Origin of the sequence: Thermoanaerobacter brockii subsp. finnii Ako-1 (genome assembly GCF_000175295.2) — a bacterium.
GTDB classification, from domain to species: domain Bacteria; phylum Bacillota; class Thermoanaerobacteria; order Thermoanaerobacterales; family Thermoanaerobacteraceae; genus Thermoanaerobacter; species Thermoanaerobacter pseudethanolicus.
In genome coordinates, this window is sequence record NC_014964.1 from 1,131,203 (window position 1) to 1,156,434 (window position 25,232).

At 33.2% G+C, this 25,232-nt stretch carries 30 protein-coding genes; all 30 read left to right on the forward strand.

All coding sequences use genetic code 11. The annotated features are described in order from the left end of the window. The first annotated feature begins 6 nt into the window (after positions 1-6). The gene (locus THEBR_RS05495; RefSeq protein WP_012269303.1) at positions 7-522 is read left to right on the forward strand and encodes a shikimate kinase; all 516 of its coding nucleotides are present in this window, start codon (positions 7-9) and stop codon (positions 520-522) included. After that, positions 519-1,397 (forward strand): TIM barrel protein, encoded by an 879-nt coding sequence (locus THEBR_RS05500; protein WP_012269304.1) that lies wholly within the window; start codon positions 519-521, stop codon positions 1,395-1,397. Before THEBR_RS05495 ends, THEBR_RS05500 begins: the two co-directional genes overlap by 4 nt. Next, positions 1,394-2,512: a glutamate 5-kinase gene (proB, locus tag THEBR_RS05505; protein ID WP_009052326.1), complete on the forward strand. Its 1,119-nt coding sequence runs from the start codon at positions 1,394-1,396 to the stop codon at positions 2,510-2,512. The genes THEBR_RS05500 and proB overlap by 4 nt, the downstream gene beginning before the upstream one ends. Beyond that, a complete protein-coding gene (locus THEBR_RS05510) occupies positions 2,502-3,746 on the forward strand; it encodes a glutamate-5-semialdehyde dehydrogenase (protein ID WP_012269305.1) in 1,245 nt (414 codons plus the stop codon). The genes proB and THEBR_RS05510 overlap by 11 nt, the downstream gene beginning before the upstream one ends. 29 nt (positions 3,747-3,775) lie before the next feature. Continuing rightward, positions 3,776-4,222 (forward strand): type II 3-dehydroquinate dehydratase, encoded by a 447-nt coding sequence (gene aroQ, locus THEBR_RS05515; RefSeq protein WP_009052328.1) that lies wholly within the window; start codon positions 3,776-3,778, stop codon positions 4,220-4,222. A gap of 4 nt (positions 4,223-4,226) precedes the next feature. Then, positions 4,227-5,291 (forward strand): M24 family metallopeptidase, encoded by a 1,065-nt coding sequence (locus THEBR_RS05520; protein ID WP_009052329.1) that lies wholly within the window; start codon positions 4,227-4,229, stop codon positions 5,289-5,291. Between the two features lie 18 nt (positions 5,292-5,309). Further along, the gene (gene efp / locus THEBR_RS05525; RefSeq protein WP_009052330.1) at positions 5,310-5,867 is read left to right on the forward strand and encodes an elongation factor P; all 558 of its coding nucleotides are present in this window, start codon (positions 5,310-5,312) and stop codon (positions 5,865-5,867) included. Positions 5,868-5,915: 48 nt separating this feature from the next. Continuing rightward, positions 5,916-6,377 (forward strand): CD1247 N-terminal domain-containing protein, encoded by a 462-nt coding sequence (locus THEBR_RS05530; protein ID WP_012269306.1) that lies wholly within the window; start codon positions 5,916-5,918, stop codon positions 6,375-6,377. A gap of 94 nt (positions 6,378-6,471) precedes the next feature. Further along, the gene (gene spoIIIAA / locus THEBR_RS05535) at positions 6,472-7,470 is read left to right on the forward strand and encodes a stage III sporulation protein AA (protein ID WP_012269307.1); all 999 of its coding nucleotides are present in this window, start codon (positions 6,472-6,474) and stop codon (positions 7,468-7,470) included. Continuing rightward, positions 7,467-7,979, forward strand: a complete 513-nt coding sequence (gene spoIIIAB, locus THEBR_RS05540) for a stage III sporulation protein SpoIIIAB (RefSeq protein ID WP_012269308.1) — start codon at positions 7,467-7,469, stop codon at positions 7,977-7,979. Before spoIIIAA ends, spoIIIAB begins: the two co-directional genes overlap by 4 nt. A gap of 12 nt (positions 7,980-7,991) precedes the next feature. Further along, positions 7,992-8,189: a stage III sporulation protein AC gene (gene spoIIIAC, locus THEBR_RS05545; protein ID WP_003868788.1), complete on the forward strand. Its 198-nt coding sequence runs from the start codon at positions 7,992-7,994 to the stop codon at positions 8,187-8,189. An 8-nt stretch (positions 8,190-8,197) separates the two neighbouring features. Then, positions 8,198-8,584, forward strand: coding sequence for a stage III sporulation protein AD (gene spoIIIAD / locus THEBR_RS05550; RefSeq protein ID WP_003868787.1), 387 nt, complete (start codon positions 8,198-8,200; stop codon positions 8,582-8,584). Positions 8,585-8,595: 11 nt separating this feature from the next. Continuing rightward, a complete protein-coding gene (spoIIIAE, locus tag THEBR_RS05555; protein WP_012269309.1) occupies positions 8,596-9,753 on the forward strand; it encodes a stage III sporulation protein AE in 1,158 nt (385 codons plus the stop codon). An 8-nt stretch (positions 9,754-9,761) separates the two neighbouring features. After that, the gene (gene spoIIIAF / locus THEBR_RS05560; RefSeq protein ID WP_012269310.1) at positions 9,762-10,328 is read left to right on the forward strand and encodes a stage III sporulation protein AF; all 567 of its coding nucleotides are present in this window, start codon (positions 9,762-9,764) and stop codon (positions 10,326-10,328) included. Positions 10,329-10,347: 19 nt separating this feature from the next. Beyond that, positions 10,348-10,929 carry a stage III sporulation protein AG gene (gene spoIIIAG, locus THEBR_RS05565; RefSeq protein WP_012269311.1) on the forward strand — a complete coding sequence of 194 codons (582 nt, stop codon included), beginning with the start codon at positions 10,348-10,350 and terminating at the stop codon, positions 10,927-10,929. An 18-nt stretch (positions 10,930-10,947) separates the two neighbouring features. Continuing rightward, positions 10,948-11,493 (forward strand): SpoIIIAH-like family protein, encoded by a 546-nt coding sequence (locus tag THEBR_RS05570; RefSeq protein WP_012269312.1) that lies wholly within the window; start codon positions 10,948-10,950, stop codon positions 11,491-11,493. 101 nt (positions 11,494-11,594) lie between these two features. Continuing rightward, positions 11,595-12,002, forward strand: coding sequence for an Asp23/Gls24 family envelope stress response protein (locus THEBR_RS05575; protein WP_012269313.1), 408 nt, complete (start codon positions 11,595-11,597; stop codon positions 12,000-12,002). A 98-nt stretch (positions 12,003-12,100) separates the two neighbouring features. Next, positions 12,101-12,523 (forward strand): transcription antitermination factor NusB, encoded by a 423-nt coding sequence (nusB, locus tag THEBR_RS05580; RefSeq protein ID WP_003868781.1) that lies wholly within the window; start codon positions 12,101-12,103, stop codon positions 12,521-12,523. Next, positions 12,513-13,346 (forward strand): bifunctional 5,10-methylenetetrahydrofolate dehydrogenase/5,10-methenyltetrahydrofolate cyclohydrolase, encoded by an 834-nt coding sequence (locus THEBR_RS05585; protein WP_013570807.1) that lies wholly within the window; start codon positions 12,513-12,515, stop codon positions 13,344-13,346. The genes nusB and THEBR_RS05585 overlap by 11 nt, the downstream gene beginning before the upstream one ends. Further along, a complete protein-coding gene (gene xseA / locus THEBR_RS05590) occupies positions 13,327-14,532 on the forward strand; it encodes an exodeoxyribonuclease VII large subunit (protein WP_012269315.1) in 1,206 nt (401 codons plus the stop codon). Before THEBR_RS05585 ends, xseA begins: the two co-directional genes overlap by 20 nt. Next, positions 14,525-14,752, forward strand: coding sequence for an exodeoxyribonuclease VII small subunit (gene xseB / locus THEBR_RS05595; protein ID WP_003869842.1), 228 nt, complete (start codon positions 14,525-14,527; stop codon positions 14,750-14,752). Before xseA ends, xseB begins: the two co-directional genes overlap by 8 nt. Continuing rightward, a complete protein-coding gene (locus tag THEBR_RS05600) occupies positions 14,745-15,629 on the forward strand; it encodes a polyprenyl synthetase family protein (RefSeq protein ID WP_003869843.1) in 885 nt (294 codons plus the stop codon). Before xseB ends, THEBR_RS05600 begins: the two co-directional genes overlap by 8 nt. A gap of 755 nt (positions 15,630-16,384) precedes the next feature. Continuing rightward, the gene (locus THEBR_RS05605; protein ID WP_012269316.1) at positions 16,385-16,984 is read left to right on the forward strand and encodes a hypothetical protein; all 600 of its coding nucleotides are present in this window, start codon (positions 16,385-16,387) and stop codon (positions 16,982-16,984) included. Between the two features lie 10 nt (positions 16,985-16,994). After that, the gene (dxs, locus tag THEBR_RS05610; protein ID WP_012269317.1) at positions 16,995-18,857 is read left to right on the forward strand and encodes a 1-deoxy-D-xylulose-5-phosphate synthase; all 1,863 of its coding nucleotides are present in this window, start codon (positions 16,995-16,997) and stop codon (positions 18,855-18,857) included. A 2-nt stretch (positions 18,858-18,859) separates the two neighbouring features. Next, positions 18,860-19,654 carry a TlyA family RNA methyltransferase gene (locus THEBR_RS05615; RefSeq protein ID WP_012269318.1) on the forward strand — a complete coding sequence of 265 codons (795 nt, stop codon included), beginning with the start codon at positions 18,860-18,862 and terminating at the stop codon, positions 19,652-19,654. A 49-nt stretch (positions 19,655-19,703) separates the two neighbouring features. Beyond that, positions 19,704-20,555 (forward strand): NAD(+)/NADH kinase, encoded by an 852-nt coding sequence (locus THEBR_RS05620; RefSeq protein ID WP_003868020.1) that lies wholly within the window; start codon positions 19,704-19,706, stop codon positions 20,553-20,555. Positions 20,556-20,580: 25 nt separating this feature from the next. Beyond that, entirely contained in the window at positions 20,581-21,036 is a 456-nt protein-coding gene (locus THEBR_RS05625) for an arginine repressor (protein WP_012269319.1), read from the forward strand. 17 nt (positions 21,037-21,053) lie between these two features. After that, positions 21,054-22,754, forward strand: a complete 1,701-nt coding sequence (gene recN, locus THEBR_RS05630) for a DNA repair protein RecN (RefSeq protein ID WP_003868018.1) — start codon at positions 21,054-21,056, stop codon at positions 22,752-22,754. Between the two features lie 118 nt (positions 22,755-22,872). Continuing rightward, entirely contained in the window at positions 22,873-24,186 is a 1,314-nt protein-coding gene (gene spoIVB, locus THEBR_RS05635; RefSeq protein ID WP_012269320.1) for a SpoIVB peptidase, read from the forward strand. 85 nt (positions 24,187-24,271) lie between these two features. Continuing rightward, positions 24,272-25,054 (forward strand): sporulation transcription factor Spo0A, encoded by a 783-nt coding sequence (gene spo0A, locus THEBR_RS05640; RefSeq protein ID WP_003868016.1) that lies wholly within the window; start codon positions 24,272-24,274, stop codon positions 25,052-25,054. The last annotated feature ends 178 nt before the right edge of the window (positions 25,055-25,232 follow it).

Here is a 25,232-nt window from a genome sequence, read left to right on the forward strand (position 1 = left end):
ATTTTAATGAAAAATATCGTTTTAACAGGTTTCATGGCTACTGGCAAGACTACTGTTGGCAAAAAAGTAGCTACCAATATGTCCTTCGGTTTTATAGATACGGATAAAATGATTGAAAAAATGGCAAATATGACTGTTTCAGATATTTTTGAAAAATATGGAGAAGACTATTTTAGGAGATTGGAAAAAGCAGCGGTTATAAAAGCAGCTCGATTAAAAAATTTTGTGATTGCTACAGGAGGGGGTGTTGTATTAAACCCTTCAAATATTGTACAATTAAGAAAAAATGGTGTAGTCATTTGCTTTGTAGCCAGGCCAGAAATTATATTGAGGAATATAGGAAAGAATAAAGACAGGCCTCTTCTTATGGTGGATAATCCAGAAGAGAAAATAAGACAGCTTCTAAAAGAAAGAGAGCCTTTTTATAGGTTTGCCGACTATACTATTGATGTATCCGATATGACAATAGATGAAGTAGCAGAGGAAGTTATAAAGGCTTACATTAGACTTAAGAAAGGATGAGAGGATTGGCTATAAAATTTGGACCATCTGGGAATTCTGATAGTTTCTACAAAGAAGGGCATAAATCTTCTTTAGAAATGCCTGAATGGCTCCATAACATGGGGCTTGATGCGTATGAATATTCTTTTTCAAGGGGAATAAAAATTAGCGAAAAGATGGCTAAGGAGCTTAAGGAAGGGGCACAAAAATTCAACATAACTATTACTGTTCATGCTCCTTATTACATAAACTTAGCTACTACGGATAAAACCAAAATGGAGAATTCCAAGAGATACTTAATAGATAGTTTAATTGCAGGAAAATGGATGGGGGCTAAAAGGGTAACTTTTCATCCTGGTTCTGCAACAGAAGGGACGAGAAAAGAGGCTTTAGAGAGAGCAAAAAAACTTTTAAAGGAAATTTTAAAAGAGATAGAGGACAAAGGACTTACTGACATAACCCTATGTCCAGAGACAATGGGAAAGAAAAACCAATTGGGTACTTTAGAAGAAGTATTGGAGCTGTGTAATGTGGATAAGAGAATTATTCCCACTATAGACTTTGCCCATTTACATGCAAGAGATACTGGAAGGTTTAAGTCTATAGAAGATTATGCAGAGGTTTTGGATATTATTGAAAGGTATTTGGGAAAAGAAAGGGCGAAAAAGATACACGTCCATTTTAGTAGAATTGAATACACAGATCAGGGAGAAAAAAGGCATTGGACACTGAAAGACACTCAATACGGGCCAGAATTTGAGCCTTTGGCACAGCTTTTCTATGAAAGAAAGATGGAGCCTATTGTCATATGTGAATCGAGAGGAACTATGGCAGAAGATGCTTTAAAACTAAAAGAGATATATCTAAATATTGCAAAAAGGATGTCGAAAGTATGAGAATTGTAGTAAAAGTTGGTACAAGCACTTTGACATATGAAAATGGTAAATTGAATTTAGAAATAATGGAGAAGTTAGTAAGGCAAATTGCTAATTTATTAAACAGAGGAGAGGAAGTAGTATTAGTAACTTCTGGGGCAATTGGGGCGGGAATGGGAAAATTAAATTTAAAGGAAAAACCTAAAACCATCCCAGAAAAGCAATCCTTAGCGGCTATAGGGCAAGGGCTTTTAATTGAAATTTATGAAAAGTTTTTTAATGAATATGGCAAAATTACTGCGCAAGTTCTTTTGACTAAGGAAGATTTTAGCGATAGAAGAAGATATTTAAATGTCAGTTATACCTTGTCAAACCTGCTCAAATGGGGTGTTGTGCCAATAATAAATGAAAATGATACAGTAACTGTTGATGAAATTAAAATTGGAGACAATGACACTTTAGCGGCGCTGCTTGCTAGTTTAGTTGAGGCTGATATTTTAATAATTTTAACTGACATTGATGGGCTTTATGATAAAGACCCTCGAATTTATAAAGAGGCAAAAATTATAGAAGTCGTAGAAGAGTTTTCAGATGAATTGTTTAAAATTGCTGGTAGTGCTGGGACAAAAAGAGGAACTGGGGGAATGTATACAAAGATTCAGGCAGCAAAGATATGTTGGAATTCAGGAGTTAAGATGATTATAGCGAATGGGAAAATTGACAATGTATTAAATCAAATAGCAAATGGCGAAAAAATTGGCACTACATTTTTGCCTATGAAAAAGCCAATAAGTAGCAGAAAAGTTTGGATTGCTTTTAATGCGAAAGTAAGCGGAAGACTTTTTATTGATGAAGGAGCAGCGAAAGCTATTATAAAGCATGGGAAAAGTCTATTACCAAGTGGAGTTGTAAAAACTGAAGGGGATTATGATGTAGGAGACTGTGTTGCAGTGGTTGACCATCAAGAAAAAGAGATTGCCAGAGGACTTATTAATTATTCTTCAGAAGAAGTTGAAAAGATAAAAGGTTGTAAAACTCATGAGATAGAAAAGATATTAGGTTATAAATATTACGATGAAGTAATCCATAGGGATAATCTTGTAATACTTGAAAGAGGTGAGAAGTTTGGAAGTTGAAGTAAAGGCAAAACAGGCAAAAGCTGCGGCCAGAAGAATGGCTGTGTTAGATGAAAATACAAAGAATTTAGCTTTGAATCACATGGCAGATGCTTTAATAAAAGATATAGGAAAAATACTTGAGGCTAATAAAAAGGATGTTGTGGAGGCTGAAAAAAGGAATATAAAAGCTTCTCTTATTGATAGACTAAAACTTGATGAAAAAAGAGTCGAAGCTATGGCAAAAGGATTAAGAGAGATTTCTGCTCTTCCTGACCCTGTAGGAAGTATAGAAAAGATGTGGAAGAGGCCAAATGGACTTCAAATTGGCAAAATGAGAGTGCCAATTGGAGTAATAGGTATAATTTATGAATCTCGCCCGAATGTGACAGCTGATGCGGCAGGCCTTTGTTTGAAATCGGGAAATGCTGTGATTTTAAGGGGAGGAAGCGATGCAATCAATTCTAATATAGCAATTTCTTCTATTCTTGCCAAGGCTGCTTATGAGACTGGGATTCCTGAAGGTGCAATACAGCTTATAGAAAATACTGATAGAGAAGAAGTAAACCGTATGATGAAGTTAAACGGTCTAATTGACCTCATTATTCCTCGAGGTGGAGCCAGTCTTATAAAAAATGTCATTGAAAATTCTACAGTGCCTGTAATAGAGACAGGAGTAGGCAATTGTCATATTTTTGTTGATGAAACAGCTAAGTTTAATATGGCAAAAGACATCATTGTGAATGCAAAAGTTCAAAGGCCAGGGGTATGTAATGCAGTAGAGACAGTTTTGGTTCACAAATCTATTGCAAAAGAGTTTTTGCCTTTAATGGTAGAAGAATTGACTTCTTTGGGAGTAGAAATAAGAGGGTGTCAAATTACAAAAGAAATATGTCCTCAAGTTAAAGAGGCTACAGATAAGGATTGGGAAACGGAATATTTAGACCTTATACTGGCTGTAAAAGTTGTAGATGGCATAGAAGAAGCCTTAGATCATATTTCAAAGTATTCGACAGGCCATTCGGAAAGCATTATTACAGAAAATTATGAAAATGCCATGATGTTTTTAAAATCTGTAGATTCGGCTGCTGTGTATGTAAATGCTTCTACTCGCTTTACAGATGGAGGAGAATTTGGTTTTGGGGCAGAGATAGGAATAAGTACACAAAAAATGCATGCGAGAGGGCCAATGGGACTTGAGGAGCTTACCACCTACAAATATGTAATTTTAGGTAGTGGACAAATAAGGAAATAAGGTGTATTATAGTAAAGTGAGGTGAGATTATGAAAAGAGTTTTGATAATTCATGGCCCTAATGTAAATCTGACAGGTAAAAGAGAAAAAGAGGTATATGGAGATATAAATTACGAAGAAATAAATAATCTGATAAAAAGAGAGGCTGCAAAATTAGATATAGCTGTCAAGATTCAGCAATCTAATAGTGAAGGAGAAATAATTAATCTTATTCATTCTGCAGAAAACAATTTCGATGCTATAATTATAAATCCTGCAGCTTACACTCATTACAGTTTAGCTATTATGGATGCTATTGCAGCTGTGTCAGTTCCAGTAATAGAAGTTCATATTTCAAATATTTTTGGAAGGGAGGATTACAGAAAGACCTCTGTTACTGCATCTAAATGCAAAGGTGTGATAACGGGGTTTGGACCTTATAGTTATGTCCTTGCCCTCAATGCAGTTAAGCTTTTAGAGGATTCAATTGGGGGGTAAATTCATGAATAAAAGATTACAAAATTTGAGAAATTTGATGAAGAAAAGAGATATAGAGGCTTTTGTGATTTACAAATTTGTCAATGTTACATATATTACTGGCTTTACTGGAGATGACAGCGTAGCTCTTGTGACCCACGATAAAGCTATTTTTATTACAGATGGAAGATATACTGAGCAAGCTCAAAAGGAAGTTAAAGATTTTGAAGTTATCGAGCACAAAACTGGCATAAAAGAAGTTTTAAAAGAATACATTAAAACATTGGGGATAAAAAAATTAGCCTTTGAAGAAAGTATTTCTTATGGACAGTATAGGGAATTAAAAGAGTTTTTAGAGATTGAGCTAATACCACAGGCTAATTTGGTAGAGACTTTGAGAATGGTAAAAGATGAGGAAGAAATAGAAAACATAAAAAAAGCACAAAATATTACTGATAAGGCTTTTGAGTATTTGTTAAATTTCATTAAAGTAGGAATGACAGAAAAAGAAGTAGCATTAGAATTAGAGTATTTTATGAAGAAACAAGGAGCAGAAGACCTATCTTTTGATACGATTGTAGCATCAGGTAAAAGGTCCTCTCTCCCTCATGGAAAAGCCTCTGAAAAAGTGATAGAAAAAGGTGATTTTGTCACAATAGATTTTGGATGTAAAGTAAATGGTTATTGTTCTGATATGACAAGAACGATAGTGATGGGAAAAGCTAATGAAAAGCAAAAAGAGATATATAACATAGTTTTAGAAGCACAGCAAAAAGCGATAGCTAATTTAAAGGCAGGACTTACCTCAAAAGAGGCGGATTTGTTAGCAAGGTTTGTCATTGAAGAAAAAGGTTATGGTAAGTATTTTAGTCACTCTTTAGGACATGGAGTAGGGCTTGAAGTTCATGAGGCGCCAAGCTTGTCTTTCAAAAAAGAAGAAATTTTAAAAGAAGGAGCAATTGTTACTGTAGAACCAGGTATATATATTCCCGATTTTGGTGGCGTAAGAATCGAAGATATGGTATTATTAAAAGAAGATGGTGTTATAAATTTAACTAAATCATCGAAATATTTAATTGAATTAAACTAAAGCGATGGAGGGATTTTTTTGATAGCAGCAGGTGATTTCAGAAAAGGAGTAACTATTGAGGTTGACGGACAGGTTTTTACAGTTGTGGATTTTATGCATGTTAAGCCAGGAAAAGGTGCAGCTTTCGTGAGGACAAAACTTAAAAATGTGATGACAGGGGCTGTAATAGAGAAAACTTTCAGCCCAACAGAAAAGTTTGAGGAAGCAGTTATAGAAAGAAGAGAAATGCAGTATTTGTACAATGATGGAGAACTTTATTATTTTATGGACACAGAAACTTATGAGCAAATTCCTTTAAATTATGATAAAGTTGAGGACGCAATTAAATACATAAAGGAAAATATGGTTGTTACAGTAAAGTTCTATAAAGGCGAAGCCTTTTCTGTTGAGCCTCCTACTTTTGTTGAGCTGGAAGTTGTAGAAACAGAGCCTGGATTTAGAGGAGATACTGCAACGGGTGGTTCCAAACCGGCAACTGTAGAAACTGGTGCTGTCATCCAAGTCCCATTGTTTATAAACGTTGGAGACAAAATAAGAATTGACACTCGAACCGGAGAATATTTAGAGAGGGTATAAACGCAGCAATTTGTCAAATACTATTTTGTAAAGGAGGGTATGTGGAATATGGAATACTTAAATGAAAGGGTTTCCTACTTAAGAGGGTTAGCAGACGGCTTAGGGATAGATGACAGCACAAAAGAAGGTAAAATAATTTTGGCAATTTTAGATACTTTAGAGGATTTTGCAGATGCTATAAATGAGCTGGAAGCTTCCCATTCCGAATTAGATGATTATGTGGGAGAAATAGATGAAGACCTTTCTGAAATTGAAAACCACATATATGGCGATGAGGACTATGAGGATGAGGATGACGACTATGACTATGATTATGACGATGATGAGGAATATGAGGATGAAGACGAGGATTATGAAGAGTATGTAGAGGTAGAATGTCCTAATTGCCATATGTTGATAAGTGTGGAAGAAGAACTTCTAGAAGATGAAGATGCTGAGTTGGTATGTCCTCATTGCAATGAAACCCTAAAAGTAAAAGATTTGAAAATTGTAGATGATGATGAAGATTAATTTAAAATACCCACTAACGAAAAGTTAGTGGGTATTTTTTATTCATAAATATTTAGCCTTATAAATATAATTTTACAAGAGGAGGGACAGGTATATGAACACAAGAAAAAATTTTGAGGAAGTACTTTATGCTCTTCCTCCGTCAGTAAGAGAGGTAATTACAAAAATTCCTGATGACCTGTTGCAAGAAGTAGAAGAAATACGTCTTAGAGTAAATAGACCTCTCACAGTTTATTTGAAAAATGAAGAAAAGTTTGTGTCAAAAGAAGGGACTATTTCTTTTTCACCTTCTTTGGCCTATATTGTTACTTCTGAAGATTGTGAAAAAGCTCTTCAATTAATATCTAAATCTTCTCTTTATGCTTTTGAAGAAGAAATAAGAAATGGATATATTACTTTAAAAGGTGGTTACAGAGTAGGTATAGTTGGAAAATGTGTGTTAGAAAATGGTTATATAAAGACTTTAAAGAATATTTCTGGATACAATTATCGAATATCAAAAGAGATAATAGGAGTGGCAGAGGAAATATTAAAATATTTAATTACTCCTTCTAAAGACGTATATAACATTTTAATAATATCACCTCCTCAATGTGGCAAAACAACTCTCTTAAGAGATATTACAAGATGGATAAGTAATGGAATAGATTTTTTGGGATTTAAAGGTAAAAAAGTAGGCGTAGTAGATGAGAGGTCAGAAATTGCCGGCTGTTACAATGGTATACCTCAAATGGATGTGGGAATTAGGACTGATGTGTTAGATGGATGTCCTAAGGCTTATGGCATGATAATGCTTATAAGGTCTATGTCTCCAGAAGTAGTAGTGACAGATGAGATAGGTAAAAAAGAGGATATAGAAGCGATTCATGAAGTGCTGAATACTGGTGTTAAGATTATAACTACAGTTCATGCAAATGACATTGAAGACCTTATGAAAAAACCTGTTTTAAAAGACGTTATTTCTTTAAGATATTTTGAACGTTATGTAATTTTAAGCAATCGTTTAGGGGCAGGTACAGTAGAAAAAATATTAGATGAGAATTTTAATACTTTGTTTAAAGGGCCATATAGGAGAGGAAGGACTGAAAAATGAAATTACTTGGAATAGTTTTAGTTATTTTTTCTACCAGTAGTTTAGGGTATTTGTTTGCTTTGAAATATAAAATGAGGCGTTGGATACTTAAAAGCATGATATCTTCATTAAATCTTTTTAAAATAGAAATCACATATTCAAAAGCTCCTTTAGGAGAAATACTCATGGCAATTTCTCGCTCTTCAGATAAAAGTATAAAATTTGTTTTTTCTAAGACAGGAATGATATTATCACAAAATGAGGGTTATACTGCAGGAGAAGCTTGGGAGATAGCTTTAAAGGAATGGGACAATGGCTATCTTAAAAAAGAAGATGTAGAAATTTTGAGGTCTTTTGGGTATGGACTTGGCAATTCTGACGTATACAATCAAGAAAAAAATTTTGATTTAGCCATTGAGCTTTTAAAAAGGCAACTTAGTAACGCAGAAGAAGAGAGTAAAAAGAACGAAAAGCTGTACAAAAATATTGGAGTTTTAGCAGGACTGGCGATAATCATATTGTTTTTATAGAGGAGGATTATAATGAACATAGATATAATTTTTAAAATTGCGGCAATTGGCATTCTGGTAACAGTATTAAATCAAGTATTAATCCGTTCAGGGCGAGAAGAACAAGCAATGATGGTGACACTGGCAGGAATAGTAGTGGTTTTGATGATGGTGATAAATATGATAAACAATTTGTTTAATGCAGTAAAAACAATATTTCAACTTTATTAGGTGATAGAATGGAAATATTTCAAATTGTTATTTTAGGAATAGTGGTTTTGATTATTTTGACAGTTCTAAAAGAAACAAATCCTGAAATGGCAATAATTTTAAGTTTGGTAGCCGGAGTCATCATCTTTATGATGATTCTTCCAAAACTCAGCGCAATTGTAGAAGTCTTGAATACTCTTGCTAGAAAAAGTGGACTTGACAATATTTATTTTATGACAACTTTAAAAATCATTGGTATAGCTTATATAACGGAATTTGGAGTTCAGCTATGTCTCGACGCAAATGAGAAAAATTTGGCTTCCAAAATAGAGATAGCAGGAAAGGTAATCATAATTTTTTTATCAATACCTATAATTGTTGCATTAATGGAAACAATTCTTTCAATAATGCCGTGAGGTGTAAAAGATTGAAAAAGGTACTTTTTATAATTCTAATGATTATGACTTTATTAACAACTGCCAAAGCGGATACAGGACAACAAGATATAGAAAACCAATTGAAAGACATTGATACTTATCAGATTGACCGCTTTGTAAAAGAAGCTAATCAAAAAAATGGCAATATACTTCCCTATGTTGATATAAAGACTTATATACAAGATGTGATATCAGGAAAACAACCTTTTAATATAAAGGAACTCTTTGAAAATTTATTAAAATTGTTTTTCAAAGAATTATATTCCTCTGTAAGACTTTTAACACAACTTTTAATTTTGGCTGTAATTGGCGGCATATTAATGAATTTGCACAGTTCCTTTGAAAATGAAAATATAAGTGAGATTGCTTTTTTAGCGGTTTATATAGTTTTTATCGTAATAGCGGTTAAAAGCTTCACAGAAGCTTTAGGAATTGGCAAAGATGCAATTGACAGCATGGTTAATTTTATGCAATCGATGCTACCTGTACTTATAACTTTACTCGTCTCAGTAGGTGCTTTTACCTCTGCAGCGTTTTTTCACCCTGTTGTCATTGTGACAGTTGAGTTTATAGCCCATCTAATGAGGGATTTTATATTGCCTATTATTTTACTTATGACAGCTGTAAAAATTGTAGGAAATATTTCTGAAAAGTTTAGCTTGAATAAAATGGGGGATTTTTTAAAGACTTTGTCTACAGCTTCTATTTCAATTTTATTAAGTATTTTTTTAGGAGTAGTAACTATACAAGGTTTATCTTCTTCAATGGCAGATGGGGTAATATCGAGAACGGCGAAGTATACAGTTGGTGCTTTTTTGCCATTGGTAGGAGGGCTTTTATCTGATAGTGTCGATGCAGTTATAGGGGCATCATTATTGATAAAAGGAGCAGTAGGCACTTATGGGCTTATAGCAATTGTGATAATTTCTGCAGTACCTTTAATAAAGCTTTTTTCTCTCATAATCATTTATCGCTTTGCAGCAGCAGTGATTGAACCAATCTCAGACAAAAGGATAGTAAATTGCCTTTCAGATGTGGCAACTTCTTTAACTTATGTTTTTGGAGTATTGGCTTCTGTTACTGTGATGATGTTCTTTACAATAACAGCTATTATAGGGACAGCTAATATTGCCACTATGCTAAGGTAGGTGAAACAATGGAGTTTTTAAAAGACTGGATAACACAGATAATTTATATTGCAATCCTTTCGATAGTTTTAGAACTTTTAGTTCCTTCCTCCAGTTTAAAAAAATATGCTAAAGTTGCGATAGGGTTTGTAATCATGATTACTATCTTAAATCCCTTGATAAATTTTTTAAAAGGAGGAGCAAATATAGAAGCCTACGTATTTAAAAATGATTACTTTTTAAAAAACATAAATATGGAGCAAATCTCAAAAGAAGCAGAAAAGCAGAGGGATAATTTAATTGTGGCAGAATATAAAAAAAGGCTGATTGAACAGATTAAAGAAAAGCTTTTAAATCTGTATGAAATTGAGGGAGTGGGAGTAGATGTTTCTTTTATAGAAGACCTAAATGACAAAGAGTTTGGAAAAATTAAAGAAATAACTTTATCTTTTAGAAATGCTAGAACGGTTTCTCAAGATTCAGAAAAAATAGCAAAACCGACAGAAGATAAAAAATTTAACTATGAAGAGTTTAAAAAAACAATAAGTGCATTCTATAATGTACCTTTAAAGAATATAACTATAAAAGAGGAATAAATTGAAAGGAGGTACTTGAGTGGATTTTGATAAACTTAAAGATAAACTTTTAAAAGATAATAAAAAGTTGGTTGAGAATTTGACTGTTATCTTTTTAATAGGTTTAATTTTGTTAATAGGTGCGAGTGCTCTTTCAAAACCTCGCCCTTCAAATAACAACGATAACAAAGAATTGGTATTAGCTCAAAAAGAAAGTAGTAGTGAAGATTATGCTCAAAAATTAGAAAAGGATTTAAAAAATATATTGTCAAAAATTGAAGGGGTGGGAAATGTTGAGGTCCTCATAACACTAAATTCAGATGAAGAGGTAGTAGCGGCAATGGATGTAGTAGAATCCAGTACTACTACAAATGAAAAAGATAGTAGTGGAGGAATACGAGAAACCATTCAAACAGAATCAAACAACAAAGTAGTAACCTCTCAAGATACCTCTGGGCAAGATGCTCCTATTGTATTAAAAAGAATAATGCCAGAAATAAGGGGAGTGATTGTGGTTGCTGATGGAGCAAAAGATCCAAGATTAAGATACGAACTTTCTTCGGCAGTTCAAACTGCTTTAGGGATTCCTGCCTATAAAGTAAAGGTAATATCTTCAAAATAAGAGTGGGGAGGAGTTTTTATGGTCTATATGGGAAAAAAGCTTGTGGCGATTATATCTCTTGTCTTGCTAATTGCTATTGCTTTTGTTTTAAACTATGGGTATACCAATAAAAAAGAAGAAGCTGCTAAAAATGGGTACAGTCAGAATTCGCAAGTTATTCAAACAAGTACTTCTTCTGCAAAGGAAACTAGTACAGAAAAAGATAAAGTTTTCACTGGAATATTTACCACTTATAGGGAAGAAAGGGAAATAAATAGAAGTAGAAGTATTGATGCTTTAAAAGAAATAGTAGAAAATAAAAATACCAGTGAAGCGACAAGAGACGAAGCTCAAAGGCAAATAATAAAACTTACAGAAATAACAAATCAAGAGATGATAATAGAAAATTTGATAAAAGCTAAAGGGTTTCAAGATGCAGTTGTGATGATAGATAATGGTATAGTAAATGTAATTGTACAGACAGATAAACTGTCAGAAGAAGAAGTGGCACAAATTGTAGATATTGTCTCCAGACAAACAGGAGTTTCATTAGATAATATAAAAATTATGACGAGACTGGAATAAGAAAACTTAATTGTTTTTGTATCTACAATTATGATATAATTTATTTGACAAATATTTATTTTCTCTAAAAATTTTTGCTTTTTAAGGGGGTGAAAGAATCAATGGAAGAAAATTTAAATGCAAATGAAAATCAAGAGCTAGGAACTATTAAAATCTCTGAAGAAGTAGTTAGTGTAATCGCAGGCTTGGCGGCAACGGAAGTACCTGGAGTAGCTGGAATGAGTGGGGGAGTTGTAAACGGCATTTCTGAAATGTTAGGAAGAAAGAATCTAGGTAAGGGCGTAAAGGTAGAAGTAGGAGAAAAAGAAGTATCAATAGATTTGTATTTAATTGTGGATTATGGTGTTAGAATTCCTGAAGTAGCTTGGAATGTACAAGAAAATGTTAAAAATGCTGTAGAAAATATGACAGGATTAAAAGTTGTTGAAGTTAATATTCACGTTCAAGGGGTAAATATGGATAAGGAAAATAAAAAGCAAGAGCAACAAGTTAAAGAAGAGGAAAATTAAAACATCTACTTAAACTAACCCTCTGTTAGACAGAGGGTTAGTTTAAGTAGAGTTATGGTACAATATATGTAAGAGGTAAAATTCAAGGAGTTGGGACAATGAACAGAACAGAAGCCAGGGAATGGGTTGTAAAAATGCTTTATCAATACGACGTTTCAAGGTTACCTATAAGCAAAATACTTGAAAATTTTTATAAAGAAAAGGACCCAGGCGAGCAAAAAGAGTATATAGAAAATACCGTAATAGGGGCTATTGAACATTTAGAAGAAATTGATAAGGAAATAGAAAGATACTCTCAAAATTGGGCTCTTAACCGCATGCCAAAAATAGATTTGGCTATTTTAAGGTGCAGCATTTATGAGATGCAATACGGGAATATTCCTGTAAATATTTCTATAAACGAAGCAGTAGAAATAGCCAAAAAATACAGCACAGAAGATTCTCCTGCTTTTATAAACGGTTTGTTGGGAGCATTTGTAAGGGATGAAGGATTGGAGGAAGGTGAATCAAATGATAATTGATGGTAAGGAGATTTCTAAAAAGATAAGAGAAGAGGTAAAAAGAGAGATAAAGAAGTTTGGCTACAAGCCCAAATTAGCGATATTGATGGCGGGAGATGATGAGTCTTCAAAGGTTTACGCAAACTCTAAAGTTAAAGCCTGTGAAAATGTGGGGATTGAAGCTAAAATCTATTATTTTTCAGAAAGTGAAGAGTCAAAATTTTTTGACACCTTAAAGTTTTTAAATGAAGATAAAAATACTCACGGCATAATGATAGAAATGCCCCTTCCTAAAAACTTTAATGCTGAGTTGGTCTACGATACTATAAACCCTTATAAAGACGTTGATTGCATATCTAATTATAATATGGGAAGGCTTTTTGCAGGGAAACCACTTTTTGTACCTTGTACTCCTAAAGCAATTTTACATATACTGGAATGTATTAATACTCAATTTGAGGGAAAACATGCTGTTGTAATAGGAAGAAGTAATATCTTAGGAAAACCTGTAGCTAAGCTTTTATTAGACAAAAATTGTACGGTTACTGTGTGCCATTCAAAAACAAAAGACTTGGCTTATTATACTAGACAAGCGGATATTTTAGTGTTAGCGGCTGGTAAGATGAATTTGGTCAAGGGAGATATGGTTAAGGAGGGAGCAATACTTATAGATGCGGGTATAAACGTTTACCAAGATAATATATATGGAGATGCAGACTTTGAAAGTGTAAAAGACCTGTGTTCTTACGTAACACCAGTTCCAGGAGGAGTTGGACCTGTGACGACAGCTATGATACTTAAAAATACCCTGGAGGCTTTTAAATATGCAGTTAAAGGCGCTTGAAGTCAGAGAAATTACAGACTATATCAAAAAAATGATGGATAATGATATAATTTTGAGAAATGTGCGGGTTAAAGGAGAAATTTCTAATTTGAAATATCATAGCACAGGAATATATTTTACTTTGAAAGATGAAATAGCCTCTTTAAAATGTGTGATGTTTAATGAATATGGAAAGCTTTTAAATTTTACTTTGCAAGATGGTATGTCAGTGATTGTGACAGGTAGAATATCTGTATATGAAAGAAATGGAACTTATCAACTGTACGCTCAAAGTATACAGTCGGATGGAATTGGAGCTTTATACTTTGCTTTTAATAAACTTAAAGAGAAACTGCAAAAAGAAGGACTTTTTGATTCTGATAAAAAGAAACCTATCCCTAAACATCCTAAAAAAATTGCTGTGGTGACTTCTCCAACAGGGGCTGTAATACGAGATATAATAACAATTTCGAGAAGGAGAAATCCAACAGTAGACATTTTAGTGGTTCCTGTTTTGGTGCAAGGAAGCTCAGCCGCCGATGAAATATGTAATGCTCTTCGAATTTTGAACAAAAGGGAAGACATTGATGTAATTATTTTAGCAAGGGGTGGAGGTTCATTAGAAGAAATTTGGCCTTTCAATGAAGAAAAAGTGGCAAGATGTATTTATGCATCTCGCATACCAGTTGTTTCTGCTGTAGGCCATGAGACAGACTTTACTATTTCTGATTTTGTGGCGGATTTGAGAGCTCCTACCCCTTCTGCAGCTGCTGAAATTGTAGTACCAGACATAAAAGTTTACCAAAGGGAATTGTTTTTATTAAAAACGAAATTATTAACATTGATGACTGCTGAATTAAATCGCAAGAAAAAAGAATTTGAAGGGCTTAAAAGGGCTTTGTATCTTAATAGCCCCACTAAGAAAAGTGAAATTTTAAGGCATAAAGTTGAAAATTTAACAGCCTCTTTATACAATGAAATGCTTTCTATATACCAACATAAAAGAAATGATTTTTTAATTTTAGCAGAAAAGTTGAATTCTTTAAGTCCTTTAAAAGTACTTACAAGAGGTTATACAATTGTTTTAGATAAGCAAGAAAAAGTTATTTCTTCTGTGAAAGATATAAAACCTTATGATGAAATAAAAATTTTATTTAAAGATGGCAAAGCTAAAGCGATTGTACAAGAGGTGAAAGAGAATGAATGAGGAATTGACTTTTGAAGAAGAAATGATGAGATTAGAAGAAATTGTAAATACACTAGAAAAAGGAAATTTAAGGTTGGAAGAGTCTTTTAACTTGTTTAAAGAAGGTGTTGAAATTTCTAAGAGATTAGAAAAAAGGTTAAGTGAGGTTGAAGGAAAGATAACCCTTCTCATCAACGAAAATGAAGAAATTGATTTTAAAGAGGAGGAAAAGGATGTTTAAAGAAAAGTTAAGAGAAAAACAACAGCTTGTTGAGAAAGAACTACACAGAATACTTGATATAGATGAAAAACCAGAGATAATTTATGAAGCAATGAGATATAGTGTGTTTGCGGGAGGGAAAAGGTTAAGACCAGTTTTATGCCTTTCTTCTTGTGAGCTTTTAGGAGGAGATATAAAAAAAGCTCTTCCTGTAGCTTGTGCGATTGAACTTATTCATACTTATTCTCTGATTCACGATGACCTTCCAGCAATGGATAATGATGATTTAAGAAGAGGAAAGCCCACGAATCACAAAGTTTATGGGGAAGCTATAGCAATTTTAGCTGGCGATGGGCTTTTAAATTTAGGGTATGAAGTGTTAGTAAGACATGCTTTAGAACATCCGGAAGATTATGAAAGAATATTGAAAGCTACCAATGAGATTGCGACAGCCTCAGGATGTAAAGGAATTATTGGTGGGCAAGTTGTAGATATACTATCCCAGAATACGGAGCTTACTTATGAAGAATTAAAATTTATGCATGAACACAAGACAGGAGCTTTGATAGAAGCCTCTGTTTGCGCAGGAGCTTACATCGCTGGTGCTACAGAAGAAGAGATTCATGCCTTAAGGGAATATGCACGCTTAATAGGTTTTGCTTTTCAAATAAAAGATGATATATTGGATGTAATAGGAGAAGAGGAAAAATTGGGTAAAAAAGTAGGTAGTGATAAAGAAAAAGGCAAGTTTACTTTTGTCAATATTTTTGGATTAGAAAAATCTCAAGAGATGGTTGTAGAGCTTACACAGAATGCTATAAAGATTTTAGATAGGTTTGGAGAAAAAGCAGAGTTTTTAAAAGAGCTTTCCAATTATTTGATTGAAAGAGTAAACTAAAGCTTAAGGGAGTATTGACAATGCTTTTTGAAAGAAATGAGTTTTTTGACAGTTAAATGACTGTAGCAACCTTCTACAGACTTTGTAGAGGTTTGATATTGTCATTTTTATTATGTTATAATTAATATACCTTGAAAAGAAAGGCAAAGTGGTGCAGTATCCTAGTCAGAGGCGCTAATCCCGAAGACGGGCCTAAAAATCCGTCAAGGGCACATCGATGAAGTTCCTGGTGCTGGCTTTCAACGCCCAGTTGGGGGCTGGTGCTGGGAGTTAAGGAGGGGGGGCGATCCACAATGGCATGTGGGCGTTGACCCTTCCTCCGCGGAGACCTACTTGCGTGGCTTTTACAGGCTACGGGGTAGGATGAACCTGTCTCGCGGCCATAAAGCTGCGGACAGTGTAGCCTGCCTTGAGTGATTCGGGTGGATATCAGTTGTAAGCCATAATTCAAAGAGCTCTTGAATTACTGGCTATTGCTGATGAAACCCGAATTGCAAAAGAGGATAGGGGTTAGTCCCTCTGTTGAGGAAAACTCCTAGGCTGCGCCTTGCCGGGCGGCATATTGGGGATTACGGTGCGGACTAAGTGGTAGTCCAGTCTTACCTTTGGCGACAAGGTAAAAGCGGGCTTAAAGGGGAACCGCTGAACGGCGACGTTCAGTGCACGCTTGGGAAATCCTACTGGACCTAAGCCGCAAAGTTTACCCAATATGCTACCACTTTGCCTTTATACATGTAGGAGGTCTTTTTTTTATTATGAAAAATAAAAACATAAATACGAATTATAAGTGGATTTTACATATAACTATTATAACCTTTTTTCTTGCCACTATATTAAATTTTTTTTCTGATGTTGCATTAAAAGAGAGCAATCTCCTTGTAGCCTTTTGTATTCTTGGTTTTATAGTGTTAATTGGTATAATTTTTGATATAATAGGTACAGCAGTAATTTCAGGCAGAGAAGAACCTTTTCATGCAATGGCGGCTAAAAAAGTATTTGGAGCAAAGGAAGCCATAAAACTTCTTAGAAATGCTAATATTGTGGCTAATTTTTGCAATGACGTAGTAGGAGATATTTCTGGAATTGTTTCTGGTGCTGCTCTGATGGCAATAATTGTAAAATTAGCTTTTGAGGGACCCAAAGGTTCTATTTATACTGCGATTTTAGGAGGTTTATTATCTGCCATTACAATTGGAGGAAAAGCTATTGGTAAAAATATAGGTATAGCTAAAAGCCAGTCTATTGTTTATACAGTTGCTGTAATTTTTGCTTGGATAGAAAAAAACACGGGTATAAAGATTTTGCCAGATTATAAGAATAATAATAAGAATAATAAAAGGAAGAAAAGAAAGTGAGGGTATTTAAATGCTGGAACAAATTGATAGCCCTTATGACTTGAAAAAATTAGACAAAAAGGACTTTCCGCTGATTTGTGAAGAAATACGCCAGTTTTTAATAGAAAAAGTGTCTAAAACAGGTGGGCATTTAGCATCAAACCTTGGAATCGTTGAACTTACAATTGCACTTCATTATGTTTTTAATTCGCCAGTTGACAAAATAATCTGGGATGTAGGACATCAGTGTTATGTACATAAAATGCTTACAGGTAGGAAAGACCAGTTTGATACTTTGAGGAAATTCAATGGCCTTTCTGGTTATACTAAAAGAACGGAAAGTGTGCATGATATATTTGGAGCAGGACACAGTAGTACCTCTATATCTGCAGCATTGGGCATTGCCAAGGCAAGAGATTTAAAGGGCGAGAAATATTCTGTTGTAGCGGTAATTGGGGATGGAGCTTTAACTGGTGGCATGGCTTTTGAAGCATTAAATAATGCAGGAAGGTCTAAAACAGATTTGATTGTCGTGCTAAATCACAATGAGATGTCTATTTCGGAAAACGTAGGTAGTTTATCTTTGTATTTAAGTAAACTTAGAACTGACCCTACTTATAATAAATTAAAACAAGAGGTTGATAATTTACTCAATATTGTACCTCCAATAGGGAAAAGCCTTCATAAATATATCGAAAGGATAAAAGATTCTGTAAAACAGTTAGTAGTGCCAGGAATGTTTTTTGAAGAGATGGGTTTTACATATTTAGGACCTATTGACGGACATGACGTTGGTAGCCTTATAGAGGTTTTAGAAAGAGCGAAGAAAATAAAAGGACCTATTTTAGTACATGTTATCACAAAAAAAGGCAAAGGTTACAAATTTGCAGAAAAATTTCCTGATAAATTTCATTCTGCAGCTCCTTTTGACATACAAACAGGTAAGTTTGTAAATGAGGGGCAGGCGACTTATTCTGATGTATTTGGGAAGACTCTTACTGAAATGGCCTTGCAAGATGACAAAATTGTTGCAATAACTGCTGCCATGCCAGAGGGAACAGGGCTTATTCATTTTGCAAAATTGATTCCTGAAAGATTTTTTGATGTAGGAATAGCAGAGCAGCATGCTACTACCTTTGCAGCAGGAATGGCAGTACAAGGATACAAACCTTATTTTGCAGTGTATTCTACCTTTTTACAAAGAGCTTATGACCAGCTTATACACGATGTATGTATACAAAAATTACCTGTTGTTTTTGCAATTGATAGAGCAGGAATTGTAGGAGAGGATGGAGAAACCCATCAAGGAGTTTTTGATTTGTCTTATTTAAGGCCAATTCCTAATATAACGATTATGTCTCCAAAAGACGCAAATGAATTAGTTGAAATGGTTAAATTATCAAGAAATCTTGAGTTCCCTGTTGCCATAAGGTATCCAAGAGGAAAAGCAGGAGAATTCGATATTACAAGAGAATGCAGTATAGAGTTTGGAAAGGCAGAGTTAGTTACTGAAGGAAAAGAAATAGCAATTTTTGCATTAGGAAGAATGGTAGGAAAGGTGTTAGAAGCAAAGGAAATTTTAAAAGTTTCTGATTTGCAACCCTTTATTGTCAATTTGAGATTTGTTAAACCTTTAGATGAAGAGCTAATTTTGGATATCTCAAACAAAGTCAAATTTATTGTTACAGTAGAAGACAATGTCATAGCTGGTGGCGTTGGAAGCGCTATATTAGAACTTTTAAATTCTAACGGAATTTATAAGCCAGTTTTGCGTTTGGGGTTTCCCGATAAATTTATTGAACACGGAGATGTGGAAAACTTGTTTAAAAAATACAATTTAGATGCTGAGTCTATCGCAAATACTATACTACAAAAATATAAGGAAATGAGGTAAATATGGCTTCAAAAAAAGAAAGATTGGATGTTTTGCTTGTTCAAAAAGGTTTTTTCTCCTCAAGAGAAAAAGCAAAAGCTTCTATTATGGCAGGAGAAGTATATGTTGATGGCAAGAAAATTGAAAAAGCTGGAGAGTTTGTCAACATAGATTCTTCAATTGAAATAAAAATTAATTCTTTACCTTATGTAAGTAGGGGTGGGCTAAAGTTACAAAAAGCAATAGAAACTTTTAATATTAATGTGACTGGCAAGATTGCGTTAGATATTGGAGCTTCTACAGGAGGTTTTACTGATTGCCTTTTAAAACATGGTGTTATAAAAGTATATGCTGTAGATGTAGGATACGGGCAATTGGATTGGAGTTTAAGAAATGACCCTCGGGTCATAAACATGGAAAAAACTAATATAAGATTTTTAGAAACATTGCCTGAAACAGTGGACATGGTGACAATAGACGTTTCTTTTATTTCACTTGAACTTGTTATACCTTCTGCAGATAAATTTTTAAAACCAGAGGGAGATTTGATAGCTTTAATAAAACCTCAATTTGAAGCAGGAAGAGAGAAAGTAGGTAAAAAAGGCGTGGTGAGAGACCCGGCTGTTCATAGGGAAGTGATTGAAAAAATTGTGACTTTGTTTCAAAAGTTTAACTACGGTATAATAGGTATTACCTATTCTCCTATAAAAGGGGCAGAAGGCAATATAGAGTATTTAATTTACGGCAAAAAGGGAATTGAAAAGCAACACAATTTTGACATTACGAAAATTGTAAAAGAGGCATTTAAAAATTTGTAGCAGGAAAATTTGTTTTTTTGTAGAATATGATAAATGTGGTGATATTATAATGAAAAAAGTCGGTGTAATTCCAAATATTAATAAAGATAAAGACTTAGAAGTGACAAAATCTGTAGTAAAATGGCTATTGGAACATGATTCTGAACCATATCTTAATGAAATAGTTGCCTCTAAAATGGGTTATGATGAATATGGTAAAAAATCCACAGATATATATAGTAAATCTGATTTCATAATTGCTTTAGGTGGAGATGGTACTATTTTAAATGTTGCAAGGCTTTGTGCACCTTTTGGGACGCCTATTTTTGCTGTGAATTTAGGTCATCTTGGATTTCTTACAGAAGTAGATATGAATGAGGTGTTTGTTTCTTTAGATAAAATATATAAAGGAGAATATACAGTAGAAAAAAGGATGATGCTAGAGGCAAATGTAGTTAAAAATGATATGGAGATTATTAATTTTAGAGCTTTGAATGACATTGTCATTACAAGAGGAGCTTTTTCAAGAATGGCTCGTATAAATGCCTATGTCAATAATAATTATGTAGATACTTATTTAGCAGATGGAGTAATAATTGCAACTCCTACTGGTTCAACTGCTTATTCACTTTCAGCAGGAGGACCTATTGTATATCCTACAGTAGAAGTTATAATAATAACACCTATCTGTCCTCATACTTTATATTCGAGGTCTATAATAGTTTCACCAGATGATGTAATTAGGTTGGAAATAAGCGAAGAAAATCAAGATTTAATGATAACAACAGATGGGCAACAGGGATATAAACTTGATTATAGAGACATAATTTACATTAAAAAGAGCAATGAATATACCAATCTCATAAGAGTAAAAAATACCAATTTTTTTGACTTGTTGAGGGACAAACTTACAGAAAGATAAAAAGTAAAAAGAGGTGAAGACTAATATGATGAAAATAGCTCGACACGCTAAAATTCTTGAAATAATCTCTGAAAAAGAAATTGAAACACAGGAAGAGTTAGCAGCTGAACTTCAAAAACAAGGTATTGATGTGACTCAAGCGACTGTGTCAAGAGATATAAAAGAATTGAGACTGATAAAAGTTTTAACAGAGGATGGAAAAAGATATAAATACGCCCCGATGGGAAAAGTAGATAGCCATATTACAGATAGACTAATGACTTTATTGTCTGAGTCTATAGTGAGCGTTGATTATGCCGGAAATATCATAGTCATAAAAACGTTATCAGGCACAGCTCCTGCAGCAGCAGAGGCCATTGACACATTAAATTGGAAGAATATAGTAGGCACATTAGCGGGAGATAATACCATTTTTGTTTTAGTGAGAAATGAAGAAGCTCTTCAAGAATTGTTGGAAAAATTCAAAAAGTTAGTCAAGTGATTTCTGGGGGTTTTGTTATGCTTTTAGCACTTAGCATCCAAAACGTTGCACTCATTGACAAGGTAGAATTACAATTCGAAGAAGGATTCAATGTATTAACTGGAGAGACAGGGGCAGGGAAATCTATAGTTATTGATTCGGTTTTGCTGCTTTTAGGTAGTCGAGCCAGTAGAGATATAATACGTACTGGTGAAGAAAAAGCTATCGTAGAAGGAATATTTTTTGTGGATTCCAACAAGGATAAAATTGTAGAAATTTTAGAAGAAGTAGGTTTGAATTTAGAAGAGGATGATACTTTGATAATAAATAGAGAAATTACAAGCAGTGGAAGAAGTTATTGTAGGATAAATGGCAGAATAGTGCCTCTTTCTTTTTTGAGTAAAATAGGTGCTTTCTTGGTAGATATTTTAGGTCAACATGAGCATCAGTTTCTTTTAGACAATACAAAACATCTTTCTATTTTAGATAATTTTGGTGACCAAAAGTTTAAAAGTTTAAAAGAAAGATTTAAGGAGGTGTTAGAAGAATATAGAAAGATACAAAAAGAGATTTCAAGTTTTTTTAAAGATGAAAAAGAAAAGAATGAAATAATTGACCTTTTGAAGTATCAAATTGAAGAGATTGAAAAGGCGAATTTGAGTGTAGAAGAGGAAACACAGTTGTTAGAAAAAAGAAATTTGCTTATGAATTTCGAAAAATTATTTACCGCTATGAATTCTAGTTACAAAATTTTGTATGAAGGTAGTGGAGGCTTTTCTGTTTTAGATAATTTACATGTTGTAATAAAAAATTTAGAAACAGCCCTTTCTATAGATGAAAAGCTAAAAAACTTAAAAGATAAGCTGGAGAATATTCTCTATGAATTAGAGGATTGTGCCTTACAGGTACGGGATTACTTGAATGGCTTAGATTTTAATCAGCAAAGTTTAGAGGAAATAGAAATACGATTAGATCAAATAAATTCCTTGAAAAGAAAATATGGACCTACAATACAGCATATTTTAGAATTTAAAGAAAATAAAAAAAGAGAATTAGAGAATATATTAAATTTTGAAGAAAAGCAACAAGAATTGAAGCTTAAGCAGCAAAAGTTATGGGAAAAAATTTTAGAAGTTGGTGAAGCATTACATCTCAAAAGGAAGCAAATAGCAGATAATATAGAAAAAAATATAAATCAAATTTTAGTTGAACTTAATATGCCAAATGCTTATTTTAAAGTGAATATAGAAAAAATGGAAGAACCTACTGAAACAGGATTTGATAAAATTGAATTTTTAATTTCTACAAATAGAGGAGAACCTTTGAAGCCTTTATCTAAAATTGCTTCTGGTGGTGAGCTTTCGAGAATTATGCTGGCGTTAAAAACTATTCTCGCTTCCGCAGATGGAATTTCCACTTTGATTTTCGACGAAGTTGATACAGGAATAAGCGGGAAAACTGCCCAATTAGTAGCTGAAAAAATGGCATATCTTTCTAAAAAACATCAATTGATTTGTGTTACTCACCTACCTCAAATTGCCTCTATGGCAGATACACATTATCGAATTTCCAAAATTACAAAAAATGAAAGAACTTATATAAATATGGAAAAACTTGACTATCAAGGCAAAATAAATGAATTAGCTCGTATTATGGGAGGATCGCGTGTTACTCAGACTACTTTAGAACATTCAAAAGAATTATTAGATATTGCATCTCAATTTAAAAGCAAAATTTAATATTTTAGTTTAATCTCACTTCCTTTTACTATCGGATAATATATTGACAGTATATAAAGCTTTAAAAAAGGTTAAGTTAATTTTAGATTAAATAAGCTGCAAAAAAGGAAGTGAGAAGATGACAAAAAATACAGTAAAATTGTTACTTTTTATATTCTTAAGCTTTTTTTTAGTATTTGCAAATTATTTTACTCCTATACAAGATATAGCGAAAACTCCCTCAAGTTTTAAATTTTTTCAAGGAGAAAAAGTTAATTATAACTTTAATATACCAATAAAAGTAAGTTTTCAAGCTGATAAAAAAGGTTTTTTAAAAATTAATGATACAGAAGATAAAAATGTTTTAAATTTGAAAGAACCTATTACTATAGAAGCAGTAAACACTGGCACAGTAAATTTGGATTTTAAGCTCTTTGGAATATTTCCTATAAAGCATATCAGTGTTGACATCGTTCCGACCATAAAAGTAGTACCGGGCGGCCAAGCGATAGGGGTTAATTTAAATACCAAGGGAGCATTAGTAGTAGGCTATTCAGATATAATGGGTGAGGACGGTAAAATTTATAGTCCTTATAAGCAAGGAAAAATACAGATAGGAGATATAATATTAGAAGTCAACGGCATAGAAATAAAGCAAGCAGAAGATATCACTAACATTGCAAATGAATTACAAGGGAAAGCTTTAAAATTAAAAATAAACAGAAAAAATAATATTTTTTATACTACTATTTATCCTATAAAGTCAAAAGAGGATAAACAATACAGAATAGGTCTTTGGGTGAGAGACCACACTGCTGGTATAGGTACTTTAACCTTTTATTATCCTGCTAGTAAGATGTATGGAGCTTTAGGTCATGCTATAACTGATATAGATACTGGTCACATGTTATCAGTAGAAAATGGAGAAATTATGAATTCTCGAATTACTTCTATTGACCATGGAAGAAGAAGTAAACCCGGGGAATTAAAAGGGATTTTTTTAGAAGAAGTTGATACAATAGGTAATATATTAAAAAACACTGAATTTGGAATTTACGGGAATATGTATGAAGACTTTAAGAACGATTTGTATGGAGAAATTCCTATAGCATATCAAAGCCAAATAAAAGAAGGGCCAGCTAAAATATTGGCTACCATTGATAATACAGGTATACAGCAATTTGATATTGAAATTATCAAAAAAGTGTATCAAGAAACTCCTAGCCCTAAAAGTATGATAATTAAAATTGTTGACAAGAATTTATTAAAAAAGACTGGAGGCATAATACAGGGTATGAGTGGTAGTCCTATTATACAAGATGGAAAACTGGTAGGAGCAGTTACTCATGTTTTTGTGAATGACCCTACAAAAGGATATGCTGTTTATGCAGAATGGATGATTAATGAAATGAATACGCTGCTTAATAATAAGCAGGTTTTTACAAATAACTAAAAATTTTTAAGGGAAAAAGAAGGAAATTCAAATATTATGTAGAATAAATATTATATACTAATATTAGCAATGGGAGGTTAAATAATTGGTTAAGAAGATTAGAGTAGGAATAGCAGATGATAACAAAGAGTTTGCTACTATTTTAGCTGAGTATTTATCTACTCAAGAAAATATTGAAGTGGTAGGTGTTGCCAATGATGGCAACCAAGCGATTGAACTCATTAAAAATCAATCGCCAGATTTGTTAATTTTAGATATTATAATGCCCTATTTAGATGGCATTGGTGTTTTGGAAAAGATAAATGAAGAACAATTAAAAAAGCCTAAAATTTTAGTTTTATCTGCAGTAGGCCAAGAAAAAATAACTCAACGGGCTATTGCATTAGGAGCAGATTATTATATTTTAAAACCTTTTGATTTAGCTATGTTGTCAAAAAGGATTTCTGAGCTTATGGAACCAGAATTAAATGTAGTATCAAAGACTGTTTTTCCTGTGGTAAAAGCGAAGAAAAATTATGACCTTGAAGCAATGATTACAGAAATTATTCATGAGGTAGGAGTACCAGCTCATATAAAAGGCTATATGTATCTAAGAGATGCTATTTCTCTTGTTATTAGCAATATGGAATATTTAAATTCTGTAACTAAAATGTTATATCCTAAAATTGCTGAAAAGTACAATACTACTCCTAGCAGAGTAGAAAGAGCTATAAGGCATGCAATAGAAGTTGCTTGGAGCAGGGGCAAAACAGAGGTTTTAAATGAACTTTTTGGATATACTATAAATGACGAAAAAGGTAAACCGACAAATTCTGAATTCATTGCGCTTATTGCTGATAAATTGAGGTTGGGGATGAAAGCAGGGTAAAAGGGGCAGATACCTGCTTTCTCTTTTTTAACCTCCCATTTAAAAATATGATAAACATAAAAGTAGAGCCCAAAATCCTTCTATTTGTTGAGGATTCAACAAGTGGAAGGATTTTTATGTAACTGAATAAAATGACTTTTTTATTTCATGTAAAAATTTTTTATGCTATAATAATAAG